This is a genomic window from Desulfoferula mesophila (assembly GCF_037076455.1).
Classification (GTDB): domain Bacteria; phylum Desulfobacterota; class Desulfarculia; order Desulfarculales; family Desulfarculaceae; genus Desulfoferula; species Desulfoferula mesophila.
This window is the reverse complement of record NZ_AP028679.1, coordinates 3,623,001-3,646,321: the sequence shown is the minus strand read 5'-3', so window position 1 is coordinate 3,646,321 and position 23,321 is coordinate 3,623,001. Positions and strand designations below refer to the sequence as shown.

At 68.1% G+C, this 23,321-nt stretch carries 17 protein-coding genes; 8 read left to right on the top strand and 9 right to left on the bottom strand.

All coding sequences use genetic code 11. From position 1 onward, the window contains the following. Positions 1-52: 52 nt before the first annotated feature. The gene (locus AACH32_RS16675) at positions 53-703 is read left to right on the top strand and encodes a DUF3313 domain-containing protein (protein WP_338601961.1); all 651 of its coding nucleotides are present in this window, start codon (positions 53-55) and stop codon (positions 701-703) included. A 19-nt stretch (positions 704-722) separates the two neighbouring features. On the opposite strand, the gene AACH32_RS16670 is transcribed toward AACH32_RS16675, so the two are convergent. After that, complete coding sequence (locus tag AACH32_RS16670; RefSeq protein WP_338601959.1) at positions 723-2,093, bottom strand: sigma-54-dependent transcriptional regulator; 1,371 nt, start codon at positions 2,091-2,093, stop codon at positions 723-725. 187 nt (positions 2,094-2,280) lie between these two features. Between AACH32_RS16670 and AACH32_RS16665 the strand changes: the two genes are divergently transcribed. Both AACH32_RS16665 and AACH32_RS16660 read left to right on the top strand, forming a co-directional pair. Further along, the gene (locus AACH32_RS16665; RefSeq protein WP_338601957.1) at positions 2,281-3,639 is read left to right on the top strand and encodes a nicotinate phosphoribosyltransferase; all 1,359 of its coding nucleotides are present in this window, start codon (positions 2,281-2,283) and stop codon (positions 3,637-3,639) included. Between the two features lie 155 nt (positions 3,640-3,794). Further along, positions 3,795-4,613 (top strand): cytidylate kinase family protein, encoded by an 819-nt coding sequence (locus AACH32_RS16660; protein ID WP_338601954.1) that lies wholly within the window; start codon positions 3,795-3,797, stop codon positions 4,611-4,613. 3 nt (positions 4,614-4,616) lie between these two features. Here AACH32_RS16660 and AACH32_RS16655 read toward each other — a convergent pair whose 3' ends face one another. Further along, complete coding sequence (locus AACH32_RS16655; protein ID WP_338601952.1) at positions 4,617-8,465, bottom strand: translocation/assembly module TamB domain-containing protein; 3,849 nt, start codon at positions 8,463-8,465, stop codon at positions 4,617-4,619. Further along, positions 8,465-10,333: an autotransporter assembly complex protein TamA gene (locus AACH32_RS16650; RefSeq protein ID WP_338601949.1), complete on the bottom strand. Its 1,869-nt coding sequence runs from the start codon at positions 10,331-10,333 to the stop codon at positions 8,465-8,467. The genes AACH32_RS16655 and AACH32_RS16650 overlap by 1 nt, the downstream gene beginning before the upstream one ends. Before the next feature lie 108 nt (positions 10,334-10,441). Between AACH32_RS16650 and AACH32_RS16645 the strand changes: the two genes are divergently transcribed. From AACH32_RS16645 to AACH32_RS16625, 5 genes are all read left to right on the top strand, one after another. Beyond that, complete coding sequence (locus AACH32_RS16645) at positions 10,442-12,067, top strand: AAA family ATPase (protein ID WP_338601946.1); 1,626 nt, start codon at positions 10,442-10,444, stop codon at positions 12,065-12,067. Positions 12,068-12,069: 2 nt separating this feature from the next. Continuing rightward, the gene (ade, locus tag AACH32_RS16640; protein WP_338601943.1) at positions 12,070-13,788 is read left to right on the top strand and encodes an adenine deaminase; all 1,719 of its coding nucleotides are present in this window, start codon (positions 12,070-12,072) and stop codon (positions 13,786-13,788) included. After that, positions 13,788-15,590 carry a hypothetical protein gene (locus AACH32_RS16635; protein ID WP_338601940.1) on the top strand — a complete coding sequence of 601 codons (1,803 nt, stop codon included), beginning with the start codon at positions 13,788-13,790 and terminating at the stop codon, positions 15,588-15,590. The genes ade and AACH32_RS16635 overlap by 1 nt, the downstream gene beginning before the upstream one ends. A gap of 71 nt (positions 15,591-15,661) precedes the next feature. Next, positions 15,662-17,047 (top strand): YihY/virulence factor BrkB family protein, encoded by a 1,386-nt coding sequence (locus AACH32_RS16630; protein WP_338601938.1) that lies wholly within the window; start codon positions 15,662-15,664, stop codon positions 17,045-17,047. Further along, positions 17,044-17,766, top strand: coding sequence for a class I SAM-dependent methyltransferase (locus AACH32_RS16625; RefSeq protein ID WP_338601936.1), 723 nt, complete (start codon positions 17,044-17,046; stop codon positions 17,764-17,766). Before AACH32_RS16630 ends, AACH32_RS16625 begins: the two co-directional genes overlap by 4 nt. Before the next feature lie 592 nt (positions 17,767-18,358). Here AACH32_RS16625 and AACH32_RS16620 read toward each other — a convergent pair. From AACH32_RS16620 to infC, 6 genes are read right to left on the bottom strand one after another with little or no spacing between them, the layout of a single operon-like run. Next, the gene (locus tag AACH32_RS16620; RefSeq protein WP_338601934.1) at positions 18,359-18,688 is read right to left on the bottom strand and encodes a MerR family transcriptional regulator; all 330 of its coding nucleotides are present in this window, start codon (positions 18,686-18,688) and stop codon (positions 18,359-18,361) included. Between the two features lie 41 nt (positions 18,689-18,729). Continuing rightward, positions 18,730-21,150, bottom strand: coding sequence for a phenylalanine--tRNA ligase subunit beta (gene pheT / locus AACH32_RS16615; RefSeq protein ID WP_338601932.1), 2,421 nt, complete (start codon positions 21,148-21,150; stop codon positions 18,730-18,732). Positions 21,151-21,159: 9 nt separating this feature from the next. Next, complete coding sequence (gene pheS, locus AACH32_RS16610; RefSeq protein ID WP_338601930.1) at positions 21,160-22,173, bottom strand: phenylalanine--tRNA ligase subunit alpha; 1,014 nt, start codon at positions 22,171-22,173, stop codon at positions 21,160-21,162. Between the two features lie 13 nt (positions 22,174-22,186). Next, positions 22,187-22,540: a 50S ribosomal protein L20 gene (rplT, locus tag AACH32_RS16605; protein ID WP_338601927.1), complete on the bottom strand. Its 354-nt coding sequence runs from the start codon at positions 22,538-22,540 to the stop codon at positions 22,187-22,189. Between the two features lie 24 nt (positions 22,541-22,564). Further along, positions 22,565-22,762: a 50S ribosomal protein L35 gene (gene rpmI, locus AACH32_RS16600; protein ID WP_338601924.1), complete on the bottom strand. Its 198-nt coding sequence runs from the start codon at positions 22,760-22,762 to the stop codon at positions 22,565-22,567. 28 nt (positions 22,763-22,790) lie between these two features. Next, a complete protein-coding gene (infC, locus tag AACH32_RS16595) occupies positions 22,791-23,312 on the bottom strand; it encodes a translation initiation factor IF-3 (RefSeq protein WP_350341592.1) in 522 nt (173 codons plus the stop codon). Between the last annotated feature and the right edge of the window lie 9 nt (positions 23,313-23,321).

The window sequence follows — 23,321 nt, the reverse complement described above, 5'->3', positions numbered from 1 at the left end:
ACCCGGGCGGAAGGCGGTGGCACCATGGCCAAACCTGAAAGGCGGGGTGAGTATGAGAGCAAGCAATCCGCGTCGTATGCGGGGAGGGACGGGCCTCGCCGTACTCCTGATCCTGGGCCTGTTGGCCTGGACGGGTTGCGCCACGGCCCCTCGTCCGACCGCGTCGGGCTTTCTGAGCGACTACCAGGCCCTGGCCCCCGATCCCGAGGTTGACGGGCTTTACTGGTGGGTCGGCAAGGGCATCAACTGGCAGGATTACCACGGCCTGTTCATCGACCAGGTGACGGTGGCCCCGGACCCCCGGGCCGGCGAGCGACTCGACCCGAAAGAGGCCGAACGGTTGGGGGCCAAGTTGCGCGGGCTGATCGGCAAATCCCTGCAGGGCAACTTCCCCCTGGTCGCCCGCCCCGCGCCGGGAGTGATGTGCCTGAAGGTGGCTCTGGTGCGCGTCCGGCCCTTTGCGCCCTCGGCCCGCTCGGCGGCGCCGGACGCGCTGCGGGTGCCTCTGGAGGTGGGCGGGGCCGCGCTGGAGGCCAAGCTCAGCGACAGCCTGGGTGGCCGGGTGATGGCGGAACTGCTCATGAGCGACCAGGGCCGCCAGGGCCAGGGCAACCAGGTGTGGACCAACTGGGGCCAGGTGGAGGACGCCTTTGTCGGGTGGGCCGTGAAGCTTCGGCGGGCCCTGATGCAGGGGCGCCCTTGATCCAGCGAATAGGCCCGGCCTAGCCGGCCGGCAAGGCCAACTCGTCGTCCAGGTTGTACTTGCGGATCTTGTTGCGCAGGGTCTTGCGGTCGATGCCCAGCGCCTCGGCGGTTTCGCTGCGGCGGCCGCCCAGGCGCTTGAGGGTCTCCATGATGTGGCGGCGCTCCACCTCGGCCAGGCTCAGGGAGCTTTCTTGGTTGCGCTCCACCTTGCAGGTGCCCGCCGCTTCCAGGTCGGAGCGGTCGATCAAAGGCTTGCTGGCCAGCACCACCAGGCGCTGCACCGCGTTGCCCAGCTCGCGCACGTTGCCCGGCCAAGGGTATTTGCTCAGGGCCTCCAGGGCCCGGGGGGTGAAGCCCCGCACCCGGGTGGGGGCCAGGTAACGGAAGCGCTCCAAAAAATGCTCGGCCAGGATGGGCACGTCCTCGGGCCGTTCCCGCAAGGCCGGCAAATGGATCTGCACCACGTTCAGCCGGTAGAAAAGGTCCTTGCGAAAAGCGCCGTCGGCCACCGCCTGGGTCAGGTCCTGGTTGGTGGCGGCGATGAGCCGGGTGTCCACCCGGATCACCCGATTGCTGCCCACCTTGCAGATGGAGCGCTCCTCCACCGCCTTTAGGAGCTTGGCCTGAATCTCCAGGCTGATGTTACCCACCTCGTCGAAGAACAAGGTCCCCCCGCCGGCCAACTCGAACTTGCCGATCTTGTCGTCCTGGGCCCCGGTGAAAGAGCCTTTGACGTGGCCGAAAAGCTCCGACTCGAACAGGGTGGGCACCAGGGTGGAGCAGTCCACCGGCACGAAGGGGTTGTCCGCGCGGCTGGAGTGCTCGTGCAGCAGGCGGGCCAACAGGCCCTTGCCGGTGCCCGACTCTCCGGTGAGCATCACCGTGGTGTCGGTGGGGGCCACCTTGAGGGCGGTCTCCATGACCTGGGCCATGGCCCGGCTGCCGTGGATGAGCCGGGTCATGGCGGTGCGCCGTTCCAGCTCGGCCTTGAGGTAGGCGTTTTCCAGCTCCAGGCGGCGTTTTTCTCCGGCCTTGTCCACCGCCTGGCGCAGCTCTTCGGGGGTGAAGGGCTTGGCCACGTAGTCAAAGGCCCCCAGCTTCATGGCCTGCACCGCCGTGGCGATGGAGCCGTGGCCGCTGATGATGATCACCACCGCCTCGGGGTCCTGTTCGCGGATGTGGCGCAACACGGTGAGGCCGTCCATGTCGGGCATGCGCAGGTCCAACAACACCACGTCGTAGGCCCAGCGGCTGAGCAAGGCCAGCCCCTGGCGGCCGCCCTCGGCCAGCTCCACCTCGTGCCCCACCCGCCGGAGGGTTTCCTGGCAGGCCTCGCGCATGGTGAAGTCGTCGTCTATCACCAGGATTTTGAGATTCTTGCTAACCAAATCAGCCGTCCCGACGGCCCGGCGGGGCCTTTTGCTCAACCTGTTTTTGCTTGTTACGTTTTTTACATTTCCCCATGCCGGGTGTCAACCGACGCCGGTGAGGGGCCCGGCATTGACACATCCCCGGTTTGGGTCTAGTTTTGGGCCATACCCGACGGTGCGTGAATTCCCCAAGAAAGCGGCAGACATGAGCGAATCCTACGCAGCCCTGCATACCGACTTCTACCAGATCACCATGTCCGCGGTTTATCACCGAAAGGGCATGAACGCAGAGGCTACTTTCAGCCTGTTCCCCCACGATCTGCCCGCCCAGCGGGGCTACATCCTGGCCGCGGGCCTGGCCGACGCCCTGGAGTATTTGCGCCGGTTCCGCTTTACCAGCGAGGAGGTGCAATACCTGGCCTCCCTGAACCGCTTTGACCCGAGCTTTTTGGAGATGCTGGCCGGGCTCAGGTTCAGCGGCGAGGTGTGGGCCCTGCCCGAAGGCACGGTGTGCTTCGCGGGCGAGCCGCTCATGGAGGTCACCGCCCCGCTCATCGAGGCCCAACTGGTGGAGACCCGCCTGATCCAGCTCATCAACCTGCACTCCACCCTGGCCAGCAAGGCGGCCCGTTGCGCCCAGGCCGCCGACGGCCGCGTCTGTGTGGACTTCAGCCTGCGCCGCACCCAGGGCCGCGAGGCCGGCTGGGCCGCGGCCCGATCCTCGGCCATCGCCGGCTTCACCGGCACCAGCAACGTGGAGGCCAGCCGGATTTTGGGCACGGTCCCCGTGGGCACCATGGCCCATGCCTACGTGGAGGCCTTTGGCGACGAGTCGGCCTCCTTCCGGGCCTTCGCCGACACCTTCCCCGACGGCACCGTGCTGTTGGTGGACACTTACGACAGCGTGGAGGGCCTGCACCAGGCGGTGCAAATCGCCGGCGAGCTGCGCCAAAAAGGCAAGCGCCTGGTGGGGGTGCGTCTGGATTCCGGCGATCTGGTGGGCATGAGCCGCCAGGCGCGTCAGATGCTCGACGCCGCCGGCCTGGAAGAGACCAGGGTGGTGGTTTCGGGCAGCCTGGACGAGTTCCGCATGGCCGAGCTGATGAGCCAGGGGGCCATGGTGGACGTGTTCGGGGTGGGCACCAAGATGGGCTCCTCGGCCGACGCTCCCTACCTGGACCTGGCCTACAAGCTGGTGACCTACGACGGCCGTCCCACCTTGAAGCTCAGCACCGGCAAGGAAACCTGGGCCTGCCCCAAGCAGCTTTGGCGCACCCTGGACGGCGATGGCCGCATCGCCCGGGACGTGCTGGGCCTGCGCGAGGAAAAGCTCGCGGGCGAGCCACTGCTCCAGCGGGTCATGGCCGGGGGACAGCCCACCGGGCCGCTACCCACCTGGCAAGACGCCCAACGGCGCTTCCAGGAGCAGAAGGCCACCCTGCCCGAGCCTTGTTTGCGCCTGCTGGACCCCCGCCCCCTGACGATAACCCCCAGCCGGGAACTTGAAAAGGTGCAGCAACAGGCCCGCCAGGCCGCCCTGCAGCGCGGCAAGCGCTCCTTTTAGCCCCTAGTCCGCTCCAAGGCCGCGCCCGTCGCCCGGCCGCGGTCCGCGCCAAAGATCCCCTCCAGGTTCCCGCCCGGCCTCTGTCCCCGGCGCCGGTGTTTTTGCTACCCTGTAGACAGGGGGGCTAACCGGCACCACGGCTTGGGAGGTCTGCCATGAGCATTATCACCTTATCAGGCGAGATGGGTTCCCTTCGCGACGAGCTGGCCGAGTACGTCTGCCGGCGGGGAGGGATGGAGTGCGTGGACCGCCGCACCCTGATGGAGGCGGTGGCCGGGCTGGTGGACATCTCCCGCGACGAGCATCAGCTCTTGGCCGAGCAGGGGCCGGCGTTGCTCGACCTGAACCAGCGCCACCGCCAGGTGTTCGCCGCATTTCTGGAGTCGGTGGCGCTGCAATACGCCCAGCGGGGCAAGGCGGTGCTGGTGGGACGGGGGGCCAACCTGCTGCTCCGGGATGTGCCCGGCGTGCTGAGGGTGCGCACCGTCAGCCCGCTGGAGATACGGGCCCAGCGCCTGGCCCGGCAGGAAGGCCTGGGCCTGGACCGGGCCCGCCAGCTGGCCACGGTGGTGGACCAGCAGCGCCGCGCCTACATCGCTCACGTCTTCGGGGCCGACTGGTCTAGCCCCTTGAACTACGACCTGGTGCTCAACATGGGGCGCCTGAGCCTGGACCAAGCGGCCACCACCATGCTGGATCTGGCGGCCCACGCCGAGTTCCAGCTCAGCTCCGAAAGCCGGCGCCTGCTGGCCGACACGGTGCTGGCCTCCCGGGTGCGCCGGCTGCTGGTGGCCGAGCTGGACCTGCACGCCCTGGAGGTGAACAGCCAAGGGGGGGCGGTGGTGCTCAAGGGCTACGCGGCCGACCGGGCCGGCGTGGACCAGGCCCGGGAGCTGGCCGCCACGGTGGACGGGGTGGAGCGGGTCAGTTCGCTGTTGGAGGTCTCGCCCACCATGAGCAAGTTTCTGCCATAGCCTTTAGGGAGCCGGAGCCGGAGCCGGGGACGGGGCCTGGGCCGGAACAGGTTCGGCCGGGGTGGTTTCGCGCTGGGGCTCCGCCCCGGGGGCGGGCTTGCCTGGCCCGGGCTTGGCGTCCTTTTTGTCGTCCTCGGAAAAGTTGAAGTCCTTGGTGAACACCAGGTCCACGCCGTCGTCGCGGGTGTTGCCCAGGGTGCTTTCGATGGAGAAATAACCGGTAAAGCGGTATTCCAGGCCCACGTTTTGCCCGCCGTCCGGACCCAGGTTTTGGCGGTAGCGCAAGTACAGGCTGTCGTTGAGGTACTTGCCCGCCTCCAGGGAGGGCCCGGCCGACGGCGTGTTGTGCACCGTGACCACGTCGGGGCTCATGTCCGAGCCGAACAGCCTGGCCATCTCCTTTTGCCCCGCCTGGCCCAACAGGGCCAGGGCGTTGGCCGACAGGTCCTTGCTCTGGCCCTTGTTCAGCTCGGAGGAGGGCCTGCCGAAGATGATGGTGCTCAGAATATCGGCCTGGCTCATGGGCGGCAGGGAGTTGAAGCTCAACACCGGATTGTTGGCCGTGCCCGACACCTCGACGAACACGGTGGTCTCGCCCATTTGCAGCCGGGCCTCCGCGTAGAGGTCGGGGTCGGGCTGGTTCTTGTTCGCGAAATTCAAATTACCCCCCAGCACCTCGAAGCGCCGCCCGGACAAAAGGATCAACCCCCTGGTGATGGTTATCAAACCGCCGAAGATGGGGGGCTGGCCCGGCTCCTTGGTCACCAGCATGCCTCCGGTGGCGTCCAGCCATCCTTCGTCCAGGGTTATGTGGGCCCGCCGGCCCAGGGTAACCTCCAGGTGGGCGCGGAGCGGGTCCAGGGCCGGAGGCAGCTTGAAGCGTTTGTCCCTGGCCTCCAGGGGGGGCGGCTTTTCGCCATTCTTGAGGATCACCACGTCTTCGATGCCCGCCGGCGACGACAGGCCCACCCGCACCCCGATGTCGGAGACGCCGATACGCCCCTGGATCACCGGGTGCTCGAAATCCCCCTCCAGGCGGATGTTGGAGGTGATGTCCATTTGGGCGTAGTCGCCGGCCACCACCAACAGGTTCTCGCTGGTCAGCTCCAGCTCCAGGGCGCCCGCGTCCTTGAAGGGCATGCTCAGGCTGCCCTTGATGTCCACCTCGCCGTCGCTCTGGGCGTGGGCTCTCTTGATGCTCAGCCGGTTGCCCCGCAGCTCCAGATCCAGGTCGATCTTGGTGACCTGCTGGCCGGTGGCGGCCACCACCAGGGAACCGTCCTTGAGGGTCAGCCAACCGGCCAGGGTGGGCTGCCTGAAGGTGCCGCCCACCGTCATCTCAAGCCGGGCTTGCCCCTTGAGGTCCCGGATTCCCGGCACCATGGAGGCGGCCAGCCCCAGGGGCAAGTCCTGGCCCGTGGCCTTGAGCCGGATGCCCTTGCCGGTGGGCTCCCATACCGGGGGCCGCAGGCTGACCTTCAGGCCGGCGCCGCCGCTCATCTCCATCACCTGGCGGGTTCCGTAGTTCACCCGGCCCTCCACGGTGATGTCCTCGCCCAGGTAGCGCGCCGAAAACTCGGCGGTCATGGGCTCCATGTTCTTGAGCTCCAGGTGGCGCACCTTGCCCGCGATATCGATCACCGGCTGCTCCAGGGTCCCGCTCAGGGTGGTCTTGCCTTCCAGACGCGACTTTTCCGGCAGGCCGGAGTTTGGCCCCACCACGTGGTTCATCCGGATGCCCGACAGCTCCAGGGCGGCGTTTATCTTGCCGGCCAGCATGAACTGGCCGTCAAGCTTGATCCGCTCCTCGCCCTGGCGGATCTTTAGGCCGTCCACCTTGATCTCTTCGCCGCCCAGAAGCAGACCGGCCCGGCCTTCCTGCTCCCAGCGGCCCAGGTTTCCCCGCTTGAACCAAAGTTCGCTGATGGTGGCCCGCAGGGGCAGTTTGAGCAGGCTGGGGCTGGTCAGCTTGAAGTTGATTCCGGTATCGGGCCCTTCGCCCTGCACCAGCACCACTTCCTTGCCCTCCATGAACTCGGCCCGCACCGCGGCCCGCTCCAACAGGATTTCCCCGGAACTCCAGCCGGAGGCGGTCATCTGGGCCCAACCCCTGGGGGCGGGCCCCAGGTTTTTCAGGTTGGCCTCCAGGTGAACCTGCTGGGCCTGGGCGTGGCGGGTGAACAAGCGCTCCAGGCTCATTTCCACCCTGAGGTCCGGATTGCTCCAGGGCCCTTTGAGCCTGCCCTTGGCCTCCAGGGCCCCGGCCACGGCCAGCGGCGGGGCCAGCTTGGCCTCCACCAGGCGGGTGATCAACTGGGCCATGTCCGGCACGGCCAGCTTGTAGCGCAGGTCGACCCGCTCCGGGTCAGCCTGGCCCTTGGCGTCCAGGGTGGCCAGCGCGGATTTAAGATGCGCTTCCTCCAGGCGCGCGGTGCCGCCCTGGAGCCTTGCCCGGGCCTGCAAGGAGTCGATATCCAGGCCCGGCGCGACGCGGGAAGCGCCCAGATCGACCTCCAGGCCCAGGTTGTCAACCGGACCTTGGGCCTTGATCCGGCCGCCCAGCCTGGCCTGGGCCAAGCCGGCGGGCAGGGCCAGGCCCGATTCCGGTGGCAGGGCCAGATCCTTGAAGTCGGCTTGGGCATCCAAAGTGACCGGTCCGTCGCCCCGGGGCAGCCCCAGCCGTCCCCGGGCTTGTATCGCGCCCCAGGAGGAGGCCAGGTTGAGCTCGCTCACCACGATGTGCTCGCCTTGCCACTTGGCCTGGGCTTTCAGCGGGCCGGCGGCAAGCTTTTGCCAGGCGGCCCGGTCCAGGTCCAGGGTCAGCTCCAGGGGAGCCTCCCCGTCGGGCCAGGCCGGGCTCCGCAGGCTCCAGCCGCCGTTGAGCCGTAGCGGGGCCTGGGGCAGGCCCCAGTCGGCCAGGGCCACCTGCTTGAAGTTGCCGCGCAAGCTCAGGGCCCCGCCTTGCGGCTCCAGCCAGCCGTTCATTTCCAAGGCCTGGGGCCCTTGGCTGATCAACGCCTGGAGGTTCAGGCGCCGCAGAGAACCCGCGGCGGTGGCCTCCAGGGCCAAGGGACCGCTGGGCGGGGCGGGCAGGGGCCACGGCAGGGGCAGTTCCGTGGTGACGACGCGGGGGGCCTTGAGGGTGGCGCGCAGGCGGTAGGGAGCCTTCAGCTCCATTTCACCGCTCGCTTCCACCTGATTGGGGCCGCTGGCGGCCATCAGGCGGGCCAGCTTCAGGCGCCCGGACGCCAAGGTGCCCTCCAGGCTGACCAGCACGGGCTCGGCCAGGTCTTGCACCGAAAGCAGGCTCCTGTACAGCCTGATCCTGGCCTTCAGCCCCCTGGCGTCCAGGACCAGGCGGCCGCTCAAATCGATTTGGCTGACCCCTTGCAGGGCTCCCAGCTCGCCCCCGGGCTCCAGACTACCCTGGGAGACATTCAACTCCTTGATGCTCAGGGCCAGGCCCGCGCCGCCTTGCTGCTCCGGCAACTGGGGCAGGGGTAGGCTCAAGCGGGGCCGCACCAGGGTGATGGAGGATATCCTCAGACGCCCGCCCAGGATCGACAAAAGATTGTAGGACAGCTCCAGGCGCTCCACCCCCAGGATCTGCCGCCCTTGGTGGGTGAAGCTGAGGTTGTTGGCCTGGGCCCCGAAAAGCAGGTTGCCCTCCAGGGGGCCCATGTGCAATTGCCCGCCGGTGGCCTGGGCCACCTGGGTCTGGATCTGGCCCACCAGCCAGGTGCGGAAGGCCTCGCTGCGCCCCACCGCCCAGGCGGCGGTCAACAGCACCGCCAGGATCAGGCCCAGGGCCAGCAGGCCCTTGACCAGGTAGGATGACTTGCTTCCGGCCATTAGAACGCCTGCCCCACGCTGAGGTAGATCGCGTAGCGGTCAAAGGGCTCGCCGGAGGGCGGGTTGAGCTGATAACCGATGTCCAGGCGAATGGGGCCCACCGGGGTGTTGTAACGCAGGCCGAAGCCTGTGGTGTAGCGGATGCTGGTAAAGGTGTTTTCCAAATCCTCCCAGGCGTTGCCGGCGTCGGCGAAGACCACGCCGCCCAGGGCCTTGTAGATGGGAAAGCGCGCCTCGAGGCTGCCCACGGCCATGGACAGGCCGCCCAGGGGCTTGCCGCTGCTGTCCAGGGGGCCCAAGAGCTGGTAGGGATAGCCGCGCACCGAGTTGGGGCCGCCGGGGAAGAATTTGCGGATTATGGGCACCGGGCTGCTTCCCGGCAGATCGTACGCCATCCCCACCTGGGCCCGCGCGGCCAGATACCAGTTTTCCCAGGGCATAGGCCAAACGTGGCGCAAATCGCCCAGGGCTCGGATGAACGACACTTCCGATCCCAAGGCCTGCAGGGCGTTTTCCACGTCCAGGCTGAAATAGGTGCCCTTGGTGAAGTCCAGGATGGAGTTGCGGCCGTCATAGATCAGGCCCACGGGAATGGAGGAGATGAAAAAGTACTGCAACTCATAGCCGGGGTCGGGCACCTTGGTCTTGAGCTCGCGCAGATGGTCCTGTTCGCAGTTGTAACCCAGGTACCAGGTCCATTGGTTGTCCACCGCGTATTCCAGGAGCGGGGAAATGAACAGGCGGTTGTTGATGTAGGCTTCGGTGTCGGGTTGCTCGATGCCGCCCCGGAGCAACAGGGTGGACAGGCGGTTGAACAGGTAGGGCTTTTTCAGGGTGCCCACCAGGCCGGTGTAGATGGAACTGAGCTTGCCTTCTATGGTGATGGTCTCATCCAGGCCCAACACGTTGCGGTTGACCTCTTGGATGCGCACCCGGAAATGATCCTCGGTGCCCCAGCCCACGCCCAAATGGATGCTGTAGGGGTCGCGTTCGCGCACCTCCACCAGGATGGGCACCTGGTTGTCCTTGGCCTCCTTATACTGGGGCAGCAGGGTTACCGAGGTGAAAAACCCGGTGTTCAGCAGAGCCCGCTGGGTCTCCTCCAGGGCGCTGGGGGAAAAGGGCTGGCCCCGGGTGTAGGTGGCCTCTTCCAGAATGAATTTGCGCCCCAGGCTTTTGTTGCCCTTTACCTGGCTGTCGCCGAACAGATAGCGCGGGCCGGGCTTGACCTTGAACACGATTTCGGCCCGTTGGCGCTCGGAGTAAACCCGCACCTGCCCCAAGACCTGGTTGCGGGGCCTGGCCTGGTTGGCGAAAAAGGTGGCGATGTCGCGTTTGGTCTGCTCGTAGTCCCTAAGCGAAAAACGTTGCCCCGGCTGCAGGATCAGCAAGGTGTTGACGTCGTCTTCCCACAGCCGGCGGTCCTGTTCGTCGCTCCAGAGCAGGGTGGTTTTTTCCACCAGGGTGGGTGGCCCCTGTTTGGCGGTGAAAACCAGCTTGAGGGTGTGGTTGGCCTGGTCGCGCTGCTCGCTTGCGCTCACCTCGGCGTTGAAATAGCCTTTTTCCTGAAACAACACCCGCAGGCGCCGCAGGTCTCCCTCCACCTTGAAGGAGCTGTAGGGCTCGCCTTGACGCAGGGCCAGGGCCGGCGCGGGCTTGCTCTCCACCACCTCCTCGGCCTCGGCGACGGTGACCACCTTGAAGCCCTGGTAGCTGACCCCGCTTATGTACCAGGGCACGGGGCCTTTGGGAGCGGCGGCGGGTTGGTCGAAGCCGTCCATGGAGTAAAATTCATCATCCGCCCCATAAGCCGGGGTCAGGCACAGCACCAACAGCAGCGCCAAGGTTATGAAGAGGAACTTGCCCATAAATATTGATGATATGCTATCAGTGCCCCGGCAACAAGCCGGTGCGGCAATTGAAACGACCCCCGCCTTGGGGGCGTCCGCCAGGTGGCCACGGGAGTCTTGAGAGGCATGGAACGAGCCCAAAGTGATGCTCGGGTGCTGACGGCCCTGAGTCTGCCGGAGACATACCCTCATCCGGTGCGGGCCGTAGAGCACCTGCAGACCCACATAAGCCACGTCTTTCTCACCGGACCCATGGCCTACAAGCTCAAGAAGCCGGTGGACCTGGGTTTTTTGGATTTTCGCACCCTGGAGCAGCGCCGGCGCTATTGCCTGGAGGAACTAAGACTCAACCGCCGCCTGGCCCCGGCCGTTTACCGCCAGGTGCTGGCCGTGGTCCTGCACGGCGGCCGGGCAGCCCTGGCCCCCTGGGACGACCCCGGCGGGGAGGTGCTGGACTACGTGGTCCAGATGACCCAGATGGACCAGGAACGCATGATGGACCGCCTGCTGGAGCGGGGCGAGGTGGGCCCGGAGCAGGTGGCGCAGCTGGGCCGCCTCTTGGCCCGTTTCTACGCGGAGGAGCCGGGCGGGCCCCAGGTGTCCTTTGCCGGGCGGCCCTCCCAGGTGCGCCTCAACGTGGAGGAGAACTTTCGCCAGACCCGCGATTATCAGGGTATCTGCGTGTCCCCGGCCCGCTGGCGGGCGGTGCGCGAGTTCAGCCTGGGCTTTTTGCGTGAACAGCGCGATTTGTTCAAACAGCGGGTGGAGCAGGGGAGGGTCAAGGACGGCCACGGCGATCTGCACTCGGGCAACATCAACCTGCCCCTGGGCGGGGAGCCCATCGTCTTCGACTGCATCGAGTTCAATGAGCGTTTCCGCTGGCTGGACGCGGCCTGCGACCTGGCCTTCTTGGCCATGGACCTGGATCACCACAGACGCCGCGACCTGCGCGAGGCGCTGGTGAGCGAATACATCACCGCCAGCGGGGACCGCGACCTCTTCAGGGTGCTCGGTTTTTACATGTGCTACCGGGCGGTGGTGCGGGCCAAGGTCTACGGCTTCATGCACGAGGACCCCGGCCTGGAGTTTGCCGAGCGCTTCCGCGACCTGGGCCGGGCCCGGGCCTATTTCCGTCAGGCGGCGGGCTACGCCGGGGGCGAGCCGCCTTATTTCCTGGTGTGTTTCATGGGCCTGATGGGCACGGGCAAGAGCTATTTGGCCAAGCGCCTGGCCCAGGCCACCGGCTGGCCCCGCCTCAGCTCCGACGTGGTGCGCAAGCAGCGGGCGGGCCTGAGCCCCGGCCAGGCCAGCCGCGACGCTTGGGGCCAAGGGCTCTACGGCCCGGCGGCCACCACGGACACCTACGAGACCCTGTTGCGCCGGGCGGGCTCGCGCCTGGAGATGGGGGCCAGCGTCATCGTGGACGCCTCCTTTACCCACGATGCGTGGCGGGAGCGTTTTTTGGACCTGGCCCAGGAGCAGGGGGCCGTGCCGCTGCTGGTCCAGGTGTACGCCGCGCCGAAGGTGGTGCGCGAGCGCCTGCTGCGCCGCGAGGTCAAGGGGGGCTCGCCCAGCGACGGCCGCCTGGAGCTGGTGGCGGTGCAAAAAGCCAACTGGCAGGAAGCCTCGGCCCGCTCGGCGGCCCACTGGACCCGGGTGGACGGCGGCATGGCGATCGAGCCCAAAATGTCCATGCTTATTGCCAAGTTGCGGGAGCAAGGATACATTCGGGAAAGGCAAGACGAGGAGTAGGCGTGGATTGGACTGAGCTGCAAAAGGAGCGCCTGGCGGCGGCCCGCGGGGATATCCCGGCCGATCTGGTGTTCAGCGGCGGCCAGGTGGTCAACCTGTTCAGCGGCGCGCTGGAAGAGCTGGACGTGGCGGTGCATCACGGCCGGGTGGTGGGCCTGGGGGCCTACCAGGGGCGGCAGCGGGTGGAGCTACGGGGGGCCTACCTGGCCCCGGCCTTTGTGGAGGGCCACATCCACGTGGAGTCCAGCCTGCTGGCCCCGGCCGAGCTGGCCAAGGCCATGGTGCCCCATGGCACCGGCGCGCTGGTGGGCGACCCCCACGAGATCGCCAACGTGCTGGGCCTGGCCGGGGTGCGGGCCATGCTGGAGGCCGGGCGCGATCTGCCCCTGGACTTTTTCTTCATGGCCCCTTCCTGCGTGCCCGCCACCCCTTTGGAAGATTCCGGCGCGGTGCTGGATGCCGGCGACTTGGAGGAGCTGGCCCGCCACGAGCGCATTTTGGGCCTGGCCGAGATGATGAACTTCCCCGGTGCGCTGGGCGGCGACCCCGGGGTGCTGGCCAAGCTCAAGGCCTTTTGGGGCCGCCCCATCGACGGCCACGCCCCCCTGCTCTCCGGCAGGGAGCTCAACGCCTACCTCACCGCCGGACCCGACAGCGACCACGAGGCCCTGGAGCGCCAAGAGGGGACGGAAAAGCTGGCCCGGGGCATGTGGTTGATGATCCGCCAGGGCACCAGCGCCAAGAACCTGGCCGAGCTGCTCCCCCTGGTAAACCCTGCGACCGAGCGGCGCTGCCTGCTGGTCGGCGACGATCTGCAGGCCGACGATCTGGCCCGGCGGGGCCATCTGGACCACCTGTTGCGCCTGGCCGTGGGCCATGGTCTGGACCCCATCACCGCCCTGCGCCTGGTCACCCTCAACCCGGCCCGGCGCTTCGGCCTGCCCCGGCGGGGGGCGGTGGCCCCCGGCTGGCGGGCCGACCTGGTGGTCCTCACGGACCTCAAGGATTTCCGGGTGCGAGCGGTGTACCACGCCGGGGAGCTGGTGGCCCAGGAGGGCCGCTGCCTGCATCCCTGCGCCACCCCATTCCCCGAGGTGGCTCGCGGCAGTGTGCGGGTGGCCCCCCTGGGGCCGGGGAGCTTCCGGGTTGCGGTGGAGGGCCGCCGGGCGAGGGTCATCGGCCTGCTGCCGGACCAGCTCGTCACCGAGAGCCTGGTGGAGGACACCCCCCAGCGGGACGGCTTTCTGACCGCCGACCCGGCCCGCGACCTGGCCCGCCTGGCGGTGGTGGAGCGCCACCGGGCCAACGGGCGCATCGGCCTGGGCCTGGTCAAGGGCCTGGGGTTAAGAGAGGGAGCCTTGGCCTCCACCGTGGCCCACGACAGCCACAACCTCATGGTGGCGGGCATGGACGACGCCTCCATGCTCTGCGCGGCCCGGCGGCTGGTCGAGCTGGGCGGCGGCTGGGTGGTTACCCGGGGCGACCAGGTGCTGGCCGAGCTGCCCCTGCCCCTGGCCGGGCTCATGAGCGACCAACCCCTGGACACGGTGCTGGCCGGGCTGCAAGGGCTGAGTTCCGCCGTGGGCCGGGTCTGCGCTCACCCCGAGCCCTTCATGCCCTTGTCCTTTTTGGCCCTGCCGGTGATCCCCCATCTCAAGATCAGCGACCGGGGGCTCATCGACGTGGACGCCTTCGCCCCGGTGGGGCTTTTCCAGCGATAGTGGCTGGTGGCGAAACCATAACCGCGCCTCGCGACCGGGCCGACCTGGCCGGGTTGCTGGAGACGGCCGGCGGGGGCGAGGAGGCGGGGCCTCGCCGGGCTCGCCGCCGTCTGGCCCTGTGGTGCATGGCCGATCCGGCTGCCTTGGGCCGGGTGCTGGGGCTGCTGCCCTCGCTTTCGCCCCGGGCGCGGGAAGGGGCCGGGCTGTGGCTCTTCGCGCCCGAGGCCGCCGACGAGCTGGCCCTGCGCCGCCGCCTGCTGGCGGAGCTGGAGGCCCTGACCGGCCTGGCCGCCCGCCTGCCCGAGCCCTGGCTCCTGGAGGGCCTGGCCGACCTGTATTACGCCCGGGGCGGCACGCCCCTGCGCAGGCTGTTGGGCCTGGCCCGCAGGCACGCCTGGGCCCGTCAGGTGGTGGGCCTGCTGCCCCCGGACGCCCGCCTGCCCGGTGGACACGGCCCCCAAACCTGGCTGGCCCGCCATGCGCTGGGGCGCACACTGCTCAGGCGGGCCCTGGGCTTGGCCCGGCAGGAGCGCTGGGCCTCCCTGGCCGAGCAGGGTCCCTTGGCCCTGGGGGTGATCCAGGCGGCCCTGGGGGCGAATCCCGGCGCCGCCGAGGCCGAGGTCCTGGCCTGGCCCGCCGGGTCCAAGGCCCTGAGCGCCCTGGAGGCCATGGCCCGCCTCACCGCCCAAGAGGGGGGCGAGGCCTTTGCCGTGGCCCAAAGAGTCTCAGAGGAGCTGGGCCGGGTGGTGCTCCTTTTGGGCAACGCCTCCCTGGGCGGCCCGCCTATCTGGGCCGCGCCCGGCCCCTGGCAACAGGAGCGGGGCGGGGAGCTGACAGAGGGGACTTTGCCTCCGCCCCCGGCCACAGAGGTGAGCCGTTTGGCCTGGCTGCGGGCCCACCGCCTGGGGGCCGGGGGGCTGCTCCGCTCTTTGTGGCGGGCGCGGGCGGCCTGCCGCCTGGCCGGGCGGGGCCTGGGCCGCTGGCAGAACCTGTTTGACCAGGCCGCCCCCTGGCTCAAGCCGCGCGACCTGGCGAACCTGGCCCAGGACAGCCTGGGGCTTTCCCTGGAAGGCCCGCCCTGGGCCCAGGCCCTGCGAGAGGCCCGGGCCGCCCTGGAGCGCTGCCGCGCCCTGGAGTCTCGGGGCCGGGGGGCGCTGCGGCTCTTCTATGGCCTGGCCGCCCAAGGCCGCGCCCCGCTGGTGTTGCCCTGGGCCGACAAATTCGCAGCTTCCACGGCCAAGGGCGGGGACCATTTATACCTGGTGCATCTGGTGGCCCTGATGGCCCGCCTGGAACCCGCGCCCTTGCTGCTGCTGATAGACCAGACCATCCACCCCGGCTTTCCCTCCCTGACCCAGGTGTTGGCCGGGGCCATGACCCGCCATCCCGGTCTGGTGCTCCGGGGGGTGGGCTCCTTTGCCGGGGAGCCCGAGCCACGCGACCTGGCCGCCGCCGTGCTGCGGGCCGCCCCAGGGGCCCACCTGGTGGCCCTGCGCCCCGCGCCGGGCGGGCATCCCGAGGCCTCTCTGGCCGCCCACGCCCAGGGTCGCGAGTTGGACCGCCCCCTGACCCCGGCCAGCCGCGACGGCGCGTCCCAGCTCTTGGCCGGGACCGCCCTGGCCGGTCTGGCCGACTTCGAAGCCCCCTGGGGCCGGGACGAGCCGCCGGACTGGCTGCTCACCACCCAGGGCTTCGCGCCGCTGGGGGCCTGGCTGCGGGGCCGGGTGACGGCCCTGGCCGGGCGCCGGGAGCCGCGGGACCGGCGCTGGCGGCGCTACCAGGAGTTGGCCAATCTGGGCTGAGCGGGCTAAGTGCCCGGTTTGCATCACTTGGAGCGGAATGTTAAGCTGCCCCAAAGTTCAGGGAGGACGGCGTGGCGCGCAAAAAAGAGCAGGATTGGTTCAGCGAAACCGATCGCAAGATCCTGGCCTGGCTTTGGAACACAGGCCGCGCCCTTGACGGCCCGCGTCGCTATTTGCTGGGCTCGCTCAAGGTGGCCTACCTGGCGGTGCGCAATTCCTACCTGGACCGCCTGCCCTTCCAGGCCAACGCCCTGACCTTCATCACCCTGCTGGGCCTGGTGCCCGCCCTGGCCCTCAGCTTTGCCCTGGCCAAGGGCCTGGGCTTCGCCGATTCCCTGGAAGGCCTGATCATCAACGAGTACACGGCCAGCCAGACCGAGGTGCTCAAGTACATCATCAACTACGTGCAAAACACCAAGGTGGGCACCCTGGGCATGGTGGGTTTGGCCATGCTGGTGGTCACCCTGGTGCTCACCCTCTCCAGCGTGGAGGAGACCTTCAACCGCATCTGGGAGGCCCCCCACAGCCGCTCCTGGCCCCGCAAGTTCACCGACTATCTCTCGGTGTTGGTGATCTGCCCCCTGCTGGTGCTGGCCAGCACCGCCACCTGGGCCGGCATCGCCTCCCACTCGGTGGTGCAGTGGATTCTGGACACCCCCTGGCTGGGGCCGGTGGCCGCCCAGAGCGTCAAGCTGGCCCCCTTGTTCATCCTGGTGGCCGCCTTCATGTTCCTGTACCTGTTCTTGCCCAACACCAAGGTGCCCTTTTTCTCGGCCCTGTTGGCCGGGGCCATCACCGCCATCCTCTGGTGGACGGTGCAGAGCATCTACATCAAGTTCCAGGTGGGGGTGTCGCGCTACAACGCCATCTACGGCGGTTTCGCCTCGCTGCCCCTGTTCATGGTCTGGCTCCAGGTGAGCTGGCAGGTGCTGCTCTTCGGGGCCGAACTGGCCCACGCCCACAACCTGGTGTCCAAGGGCACTCCGCCCAAGGACGTGGCCCATCGCCTCAACCCGGCCCAGCGCGAGGCCCTGGCCCTGGGCCTCATGCAAAAGACCGCCGCCCGCTTCCAGGCCGGCCAGGAGCCCTGGTCGGTGGCCCAGCTGGCCAAGGAGCTCAAGGTCTCCAAGGGCGAGGTGTGGCGGGTGGTGGACGACCTGGTGTCGGCCGGGCTGTTGGCCGAGCTCAACCAGGACGATTTGGTGGTGCCCGGACGGGCCCTGGAAAACCTGCTGGTGTGCGAGGTCTTGGCCGCGGTGCGCGGCGGCCTGGAAGAGGGGCGCGATCCCCAGGAGCATCCCGAAGACCCGGCCCTGGTGGCCCTCATGGACAAGGTGCTCAGCGCCGAACAAAAGGCCCTGGGCGGCCTGCGCCTGCTAGAGGTGGCCGACATCCCCGCTCCGGGCGCGCCCACCGGCTGCAACCTGAACCAATCCCCCTCCCAGGAGAAATCATGAGCGGTGTGCTGACCCCCGAGGGGGCCACGCCGGGCAGCCCCGGCGCCTTGGAGCGCGTGTCCCGGCGTTTCAAGTTGGTGTGGTCCGAGCTGGGCGTGGGGCCCCACCGCCTGCAACTGCCCGAACTGGCCGACCCCTCGGCCTACATCGACGAGCGCATCAGCCAGGGGCATTACGGCCTCACCGAGCTGCCCTATTGGACCAAGCTGTGGCCCGCGGCCATGGTGCTGGCCCAGTTCGCCCTGCGCCTGCACAAGGGCGAGGGCCCGGTGCTGGAACTGGGGGCCGGGCTGGGCCTGCCCGCCCTGGTGGCCGCGGCCGGAGGGCGCCCGGTGGTGATCACCGACCTGGACCCCGACGCCCTGGAGTTTGCCCGGGCGGCGGCCGAAAAAAACGGCCTGGGCGATCTGGTGGAGGTGTCCTCCCTGGACTGGGAGGCCCCGGACCGGGAGCTGGGGGTGTTCTCCACCATCCTGGGGGCCGAGGTGCTCTACCATCCCCCCATCTATCCCACCCTGGTGGGGCTGTTGGGCCGCCTGCTGGCCCCCGGCGGCACCGCTTTCATCAGCCACCAGGAGCGGCCCTTTGCCATCGCCTTTTTCGATCTGGCCCAGGAGCGCTTCACCGTGCGGCGCACCACCAGCCGCATCGGCGGCGGCGACGAAGACGAGCCGGTTATGGTTTATCTGTACGCCCTTACCGCCAAACAAGCCGCTTAACGTTTAGGCGGCGCAACCAGGCAGCGCCATGCCGCGTTGTCGGCGGCGCTCAAGCCTCGACGTAGCTTTGGCTACGCCTCCGGCTTTCGCTTGCCGAACGCCTTGCCTGGCACTCCCTGGCTGTGCCGCTGGCGATCTTGTCGTTGCGAGGAGCAGAGCGACGAAGCAATCTCGGGGCGGAAGTGATGCCTCGCCGTGAGCTCAAAGTCTGACTAGAATGCAATCCATCCAGCCCTAACTTCCAGCCAATAGCAGTCATGGCGAGGACGGGCAGCGGCCAAGGTTCGTAGGGACCAGGCTGCCTGGTCTGCCCGGCCGTGGCCATCTTCCATTTCCCTTGTCATGCCTGGGTTGGCCGGACAAGGCCCAGCCGCCATCCACGGCACGATCCATCCCGCCTGGGGGAAAGCGAAGATCACCACGTCGCATCTCTTGCGGAGATGCTCCTCGTGATGACGGCTATTACTGCATTGGGAGGGTAAACGTAACGTTGGGTTTCGCTGCGCTCTACCCAACCTACGCTGTTTTGCTAAATGAATGACGGCCCGGTTTGGCCAAAGGGGCCTGGGGCCCCGAATCCCGTCAGCCCGCCTCAGTCCAGCAGGCGCAGGATGTCCTTTAGCTCGTCCTTGAGCTGACCCAGTTCGGGGGGGGCCTGTTTGGTGGGCTGGGACTGCTCCAGCTCCTCCAGGCGCTTGCGGGCTCCGGCGATGGTGTAGCCTTCCTCGTGCAGCAGGCTCTGGATGAGCAGCAGGGTTTCCAGGTCGGGCTTGCGGAACAGGCGCTGGCCGCTGGCGGCGCGCACCGGTTTGAGCTGGGGGAAGCAATCCTCCCAGTAGCGCAGCACATGGGTCTGGGTGCCCAAAAGGCGGGCCACCTCCCCGATGCGCAGGTAGGGTTTTTCCGGAATTCTGTCGGCCACCGCTTCTCCCTGAGGCTACGGTGACTATAGCACGTTCGGGCTCACCCGCGCAGGGTGGCCTCGAAGCTTTGCATCACCTGCTCCACCAGGGCCCGGTAGCCGGGAGTGACCTCCTCCTCGGTGAGGGTGCGGTCCTCGGCCCGGTAGGTAAAGCGCAGTCCTAGAGATTTCTGGCCCTTTTCCAGAGGCTTGCCCCGGTAGACGTCGAAGATCTCCACCGACTGCAGCCAGGGGTCCTCAAAGGCCCGGGCTTGGGCGAGCATCTCGCCGGCGGGCAGGGCCTCGGGCACCACCAGGGCCGCGTCGCGCACCAGCTCCGGGAAGCGGGGCAGGCGGGCGTAGACCTTTTGGCGCGGGGCCAGCTCGGCCAGGCGGTCGAAGTGGACGTCCAAGACGTACACCGGGCGGTCCAGGTCGAAGTTGGCGGCCACCCGCTTGTCCAGGCGGCCCATCTCGCCCAGGGTCTCGCCGTTCAGGGTAAGGCGGCTCCACTCGGCCGGGTCCAGGTAGGGCGGGGACTCGGTCTCGGTGTCAAAGGCCAGGCCGCTTATGCCCAGGGCCTCGGCCAGGTATTGGGCCGCGCCCTTGACGTGGCTCAGGCTGGCCGGCTGTTCGCCGGCCCACCAGGAGGCCGGGGCCATGAGGCCGGTGAGCACCACCCCCAGGCGGAAAGTCTCCTCGGGCAGGGGCTGGTCCGCTTGGGCCACGAACACCCGCCCGATCTCGAACAGGCCCACGTCGGGCACCCGGTGGGCCAGGTTGCGCGCCGCCGCGGCCAACAGGCCCGGCAGCAGGCTGGTGCGCAGTTCGGACTGCTCCTCGCTCAGGGGATTGATGAGCTTCACCGTGCTTCGGCGGTAGTCGTCGGCCGCCAGGCTCAAGCGGTCGGCCGCCTTGGGGTGCTCGAAGGAGAAGCTGATGGCCTCGTCCAGGCCCTGGGCGGCCATGGCGTCGCGGGCCAGGGCCCGCACCCGCTGGGGCCAGGGACGGGCCGGGGCCCCGATCTCGGCCTGGGGCAGGCGCGCGGGAATGTTGTTGTAGCCCACCATGCGGGCCACTTCTTCGGTGAGGTCCACCGGGCGCTCCAGGTCGGTGCGCGCCGCCGGGGGCTGGGCCACTATGCTGTCGTCGTCCGGGCCGTCGCTCACGATGAGGCCCAGGCGCTCCAGTTGGCCCTTCACCTGCTCCTTGGTCAGCTCCATGCCCAGATAGCGGGCGGTGCGGCTGATGCTCAGGGGGATGCTCGGGGCCTGGTAGGGCGCGGGGTACAGGTCGATGATGCCCGCGGCCACCTGGCCCTCGGCCAGCTGCTGCATCAACAGGGCCGCCCGGCTACCCGCCCGGGCGCAGCCCTCCAGGTCGATGCCCCGCTCGAAGCGGTAGCTGGCCTCGGTGGACAAGCCCAGGCGCTTGGAGGTGCGCCGGATGGTCAGGGGATCGAAAAAGGCGCTTTCGATGAGCACCGCGCCGGTGTCGTCGGTCACCTCGCTGTTGAGGCCGCCCATGACCCCGGCCAGGCCCACCGCCTTGTCGGCGTCGCAGATCATCAGATCCTGGTCGGTCAGGGTGCGTTCCTGCCCGTCCAGGGTCACGAACTTCTCGCCCTGGGCGGCCATGCGCACCACGATCTTGGACCCGCCCACCTGGGCGAAGTCAAAGGCGTGCAGGGGTTGGCCCAGCTCCAGGAGGATGTAGTTGGTCACGTCCACCACGTTGCTGATGGGCCGCACGCCACAGGCCATGAGCCGGTCGCGCATCCACAGCGGCGAGGGGCCGATCTTGAGGTTCTTGACCAGCCGCCCGGTGTAGCGGGGGCAGGCCTTGGCGTCCAGGACCTCGATGGCCGCCTGGCCCTCGATGCCCGGCTCGACCTCCTCGGGTTCGCAGGGGGGCAGCACCAGCTCGGCGCCCACCAGGGCGGCCACGTCGCGGGCCACTCCCAGGATGGACAGGGCGTCGCCCCGGTTGGGGGTGATGGATATCTCCAGAACCTGGGTCTCCAGATTCAGGACCTGGGCCAGGGGCAGACCCGGCTCCAGGCCGGGGTCCAGGACCATCAGGCCGCTGTGGTCGTCGCTGAGCCCCAGGTCGCGCTCGGAGCAGAGCATGCCCTTGCTCTCCACGCCGCGAATCTTGACCTTGGTGACCTCCTGGCCCTCCTCGCCCAGCTTGGCCCCTATTTGGGCCAGGGGGGTGATCATGCCCACGGTGAGGTTGGGCGCGCCGCATACCACCGTCTCGGTGCGGCCGCCGCCGCAGTCCACCGTGGCCAGGCGCAGGCGGTCGGCGTTGGGGTGGGGGTTCACCTCCAGGAGCTTGGCGGTGATGACCTTGTCCAGGCCGCCGTGACGCTCGATTACGCCGTCCACCTCCAGGCCGGAGTTGGTCAACAGGTCGGCCAGTTCTTGCGGGCTCAGGTCAAAGGCGACCATCTCCCGCAGCCATTTCAGCGGTACGAGCATTGGCTACTCCTAAAACTGGCGGAGGAAACGCAGGTCGTTGTCGTAGAACAAGCGGAGGTCGTCGATGCCCCAGCGCAGCATGGCGATGCGCTCGATGCCCATGCCGAAGGCGAAGCCGGTCACCTTGTCCGGGTCGTAGCCCACGTTCTTGTACACGTTGGGGTCCACCATCCCCGAGCCCAGGATCTCCAGCCAGCCGGTGTGGCTGCACACCCGGCAACCCTCGCCGCCGCACACCACGCAGCCGATGTCCACCTCGGCGCTGGGCTCGGTGAAGGGGAAGAAGCTGGGCCTGAAACGCACCGGCACCTCGGGCCCGAAGACCTGGTGCACCAAGTTGATGAGCACGCCCTTGAGGTCGGCGAAGGAGATGTCCTCGCCCACCATGAGCCCCTCCACCTGGTGGAACATGGGGGTGTGGGTGGCGTCGGAATCGCGCCTGAAGGCCTTGCCCGGACACACGATGCGTATGGGCGGCGGCTCTTTCTCCATGGTGCGGATCTGGGAGCTGCTGGTGTGGGTGCGTAGCACCACCCCGTTGGACAGGTAGAAGGTGTCCTGCATGTCCCGGGCCGGGTGGTCCGGGGGCATGTTCAGGGCCTCGAAGCAATACCAGTCCGTCTCCACCTCCGGGGTGTCCACCACGCTGAAACCCATGCGGGTGAACACCTCCAGGATGAGGCGCTCGGTCTGGGTGATGGGGTGCAGGCGTCCCCGGCGGGGCCGGATGCCCGGCAGGGTGGGGTCCACCCCCGGCCGGGCGGCCTGGCTCCGGCTCTTGCGCCCCAGCTCGGCCGTGGCCGTCTCCAGGGCCGCCTCCAGCTCCTGCTTCACCTGGTTGGCCAACTGGCCGAAGGCCGGGCGTTCCTCGGGGGGCAGGGTGCCGGTTTGGCGCAGCAGTCCGGTGAGCAGGCCCTTGCGCCCCAGGAAGCGGGTGCGCAACTCGTCCAGGGCCGCTTCGTCGTTGGCCTCGGCCAACTGGGCCAGGGCCTGGTCCTTTAGCTCCAGGAGCTGTTGGCGCATGGCGAGCCCGCGCCTAAGCGGCTTGCTTGGCCAGCTCCACCACCTTGGCGAAACCGGCGGGGTCGCTGATGGCCAGCTCGGAGAGAACCTTGCGGTCCAGGGCCACCTTGGACTTGTTGAGTCCGTCGATGAAACGAGAGTAGCTCAGGCCGTGCTCGCGCACCGCGGCGTTGATGCGCACGATCCACAGCTTGCGGAACTCACGCTTCTTGACCTTGCGGTCGCGGTAGGCGAAAACCAGGGCGCGCTGCACGCTGTCCACCGCGGTGCGGTACAGCTTGCGGCGGCCACCCACGTAGCCCTTGGCCATTTTGAGCACTTTGTTGCGCCGTTGCCGGGCTTTGAATCCGCGTCTTACTCGAGGCATTTTTTATAAGTCTCCCGCGCCGCCCTACAGATTGGGCAACAGGCGCTTGATTCCCCGTTCGTTGGTCTTGTCCACCAAGGCGCTCTGGCGCAGGTTGCGCTTACGCTTGGTGGTCTTGCTGGTCAAAATGTGGCTGGCGTAAGCCTTGTTGCGCTTGATGCGCCCGCTGCCGGTGACCTTGAAACGCTTGGCCGCCGCGCGGTTGGTCTTGATCTTGGGCATGATCTGCTCCGTAAGCTGCCCCGGGGGCTTAGTTGCCCGCCTTGGGCGTAATAAACACATGCATGAAACGGCCTTCCATGCGGGCATCGCCGTCCGCCTGGCCCACGTCGGCCAAATCTTCCACCACCCGGCGCAGTAGTTCTCGTCCGAGGTCGGGATAGGCGATCTCCCTTCCCCGGAACTGCACCGTTATCTTGACCCGGTTGCGGTCCTCCAAAAAGCGCCTGGCGTTGCGCATCTTGAAGCCGAAGTCGTGGTCCTCGATCTTGGGGCGCAGCTTGACTTCCTTCACCTGGGTCAGGCTCTGGCGTTTCTTGCCCTCTTGGGCCTTTTTGGCCAGCTGATACTTGTACTTGCCGTAGTCCATGACCCGGCAAACCGGAGGCTCGGCGTTGGGCGCCACCTCCACCAAGTCCAGTCCCGCCTCCGTGGCGGCGCTGAGAGCCTGTTCCACCGATACCACTCCCACCTGTTCCCCTTCCGCGTCTACCAACCGGACCATGGGGGAGCGAATCTGCGAGTTTACCCGCACGCGATCTTGCTTGGCTATGGCCGTGTC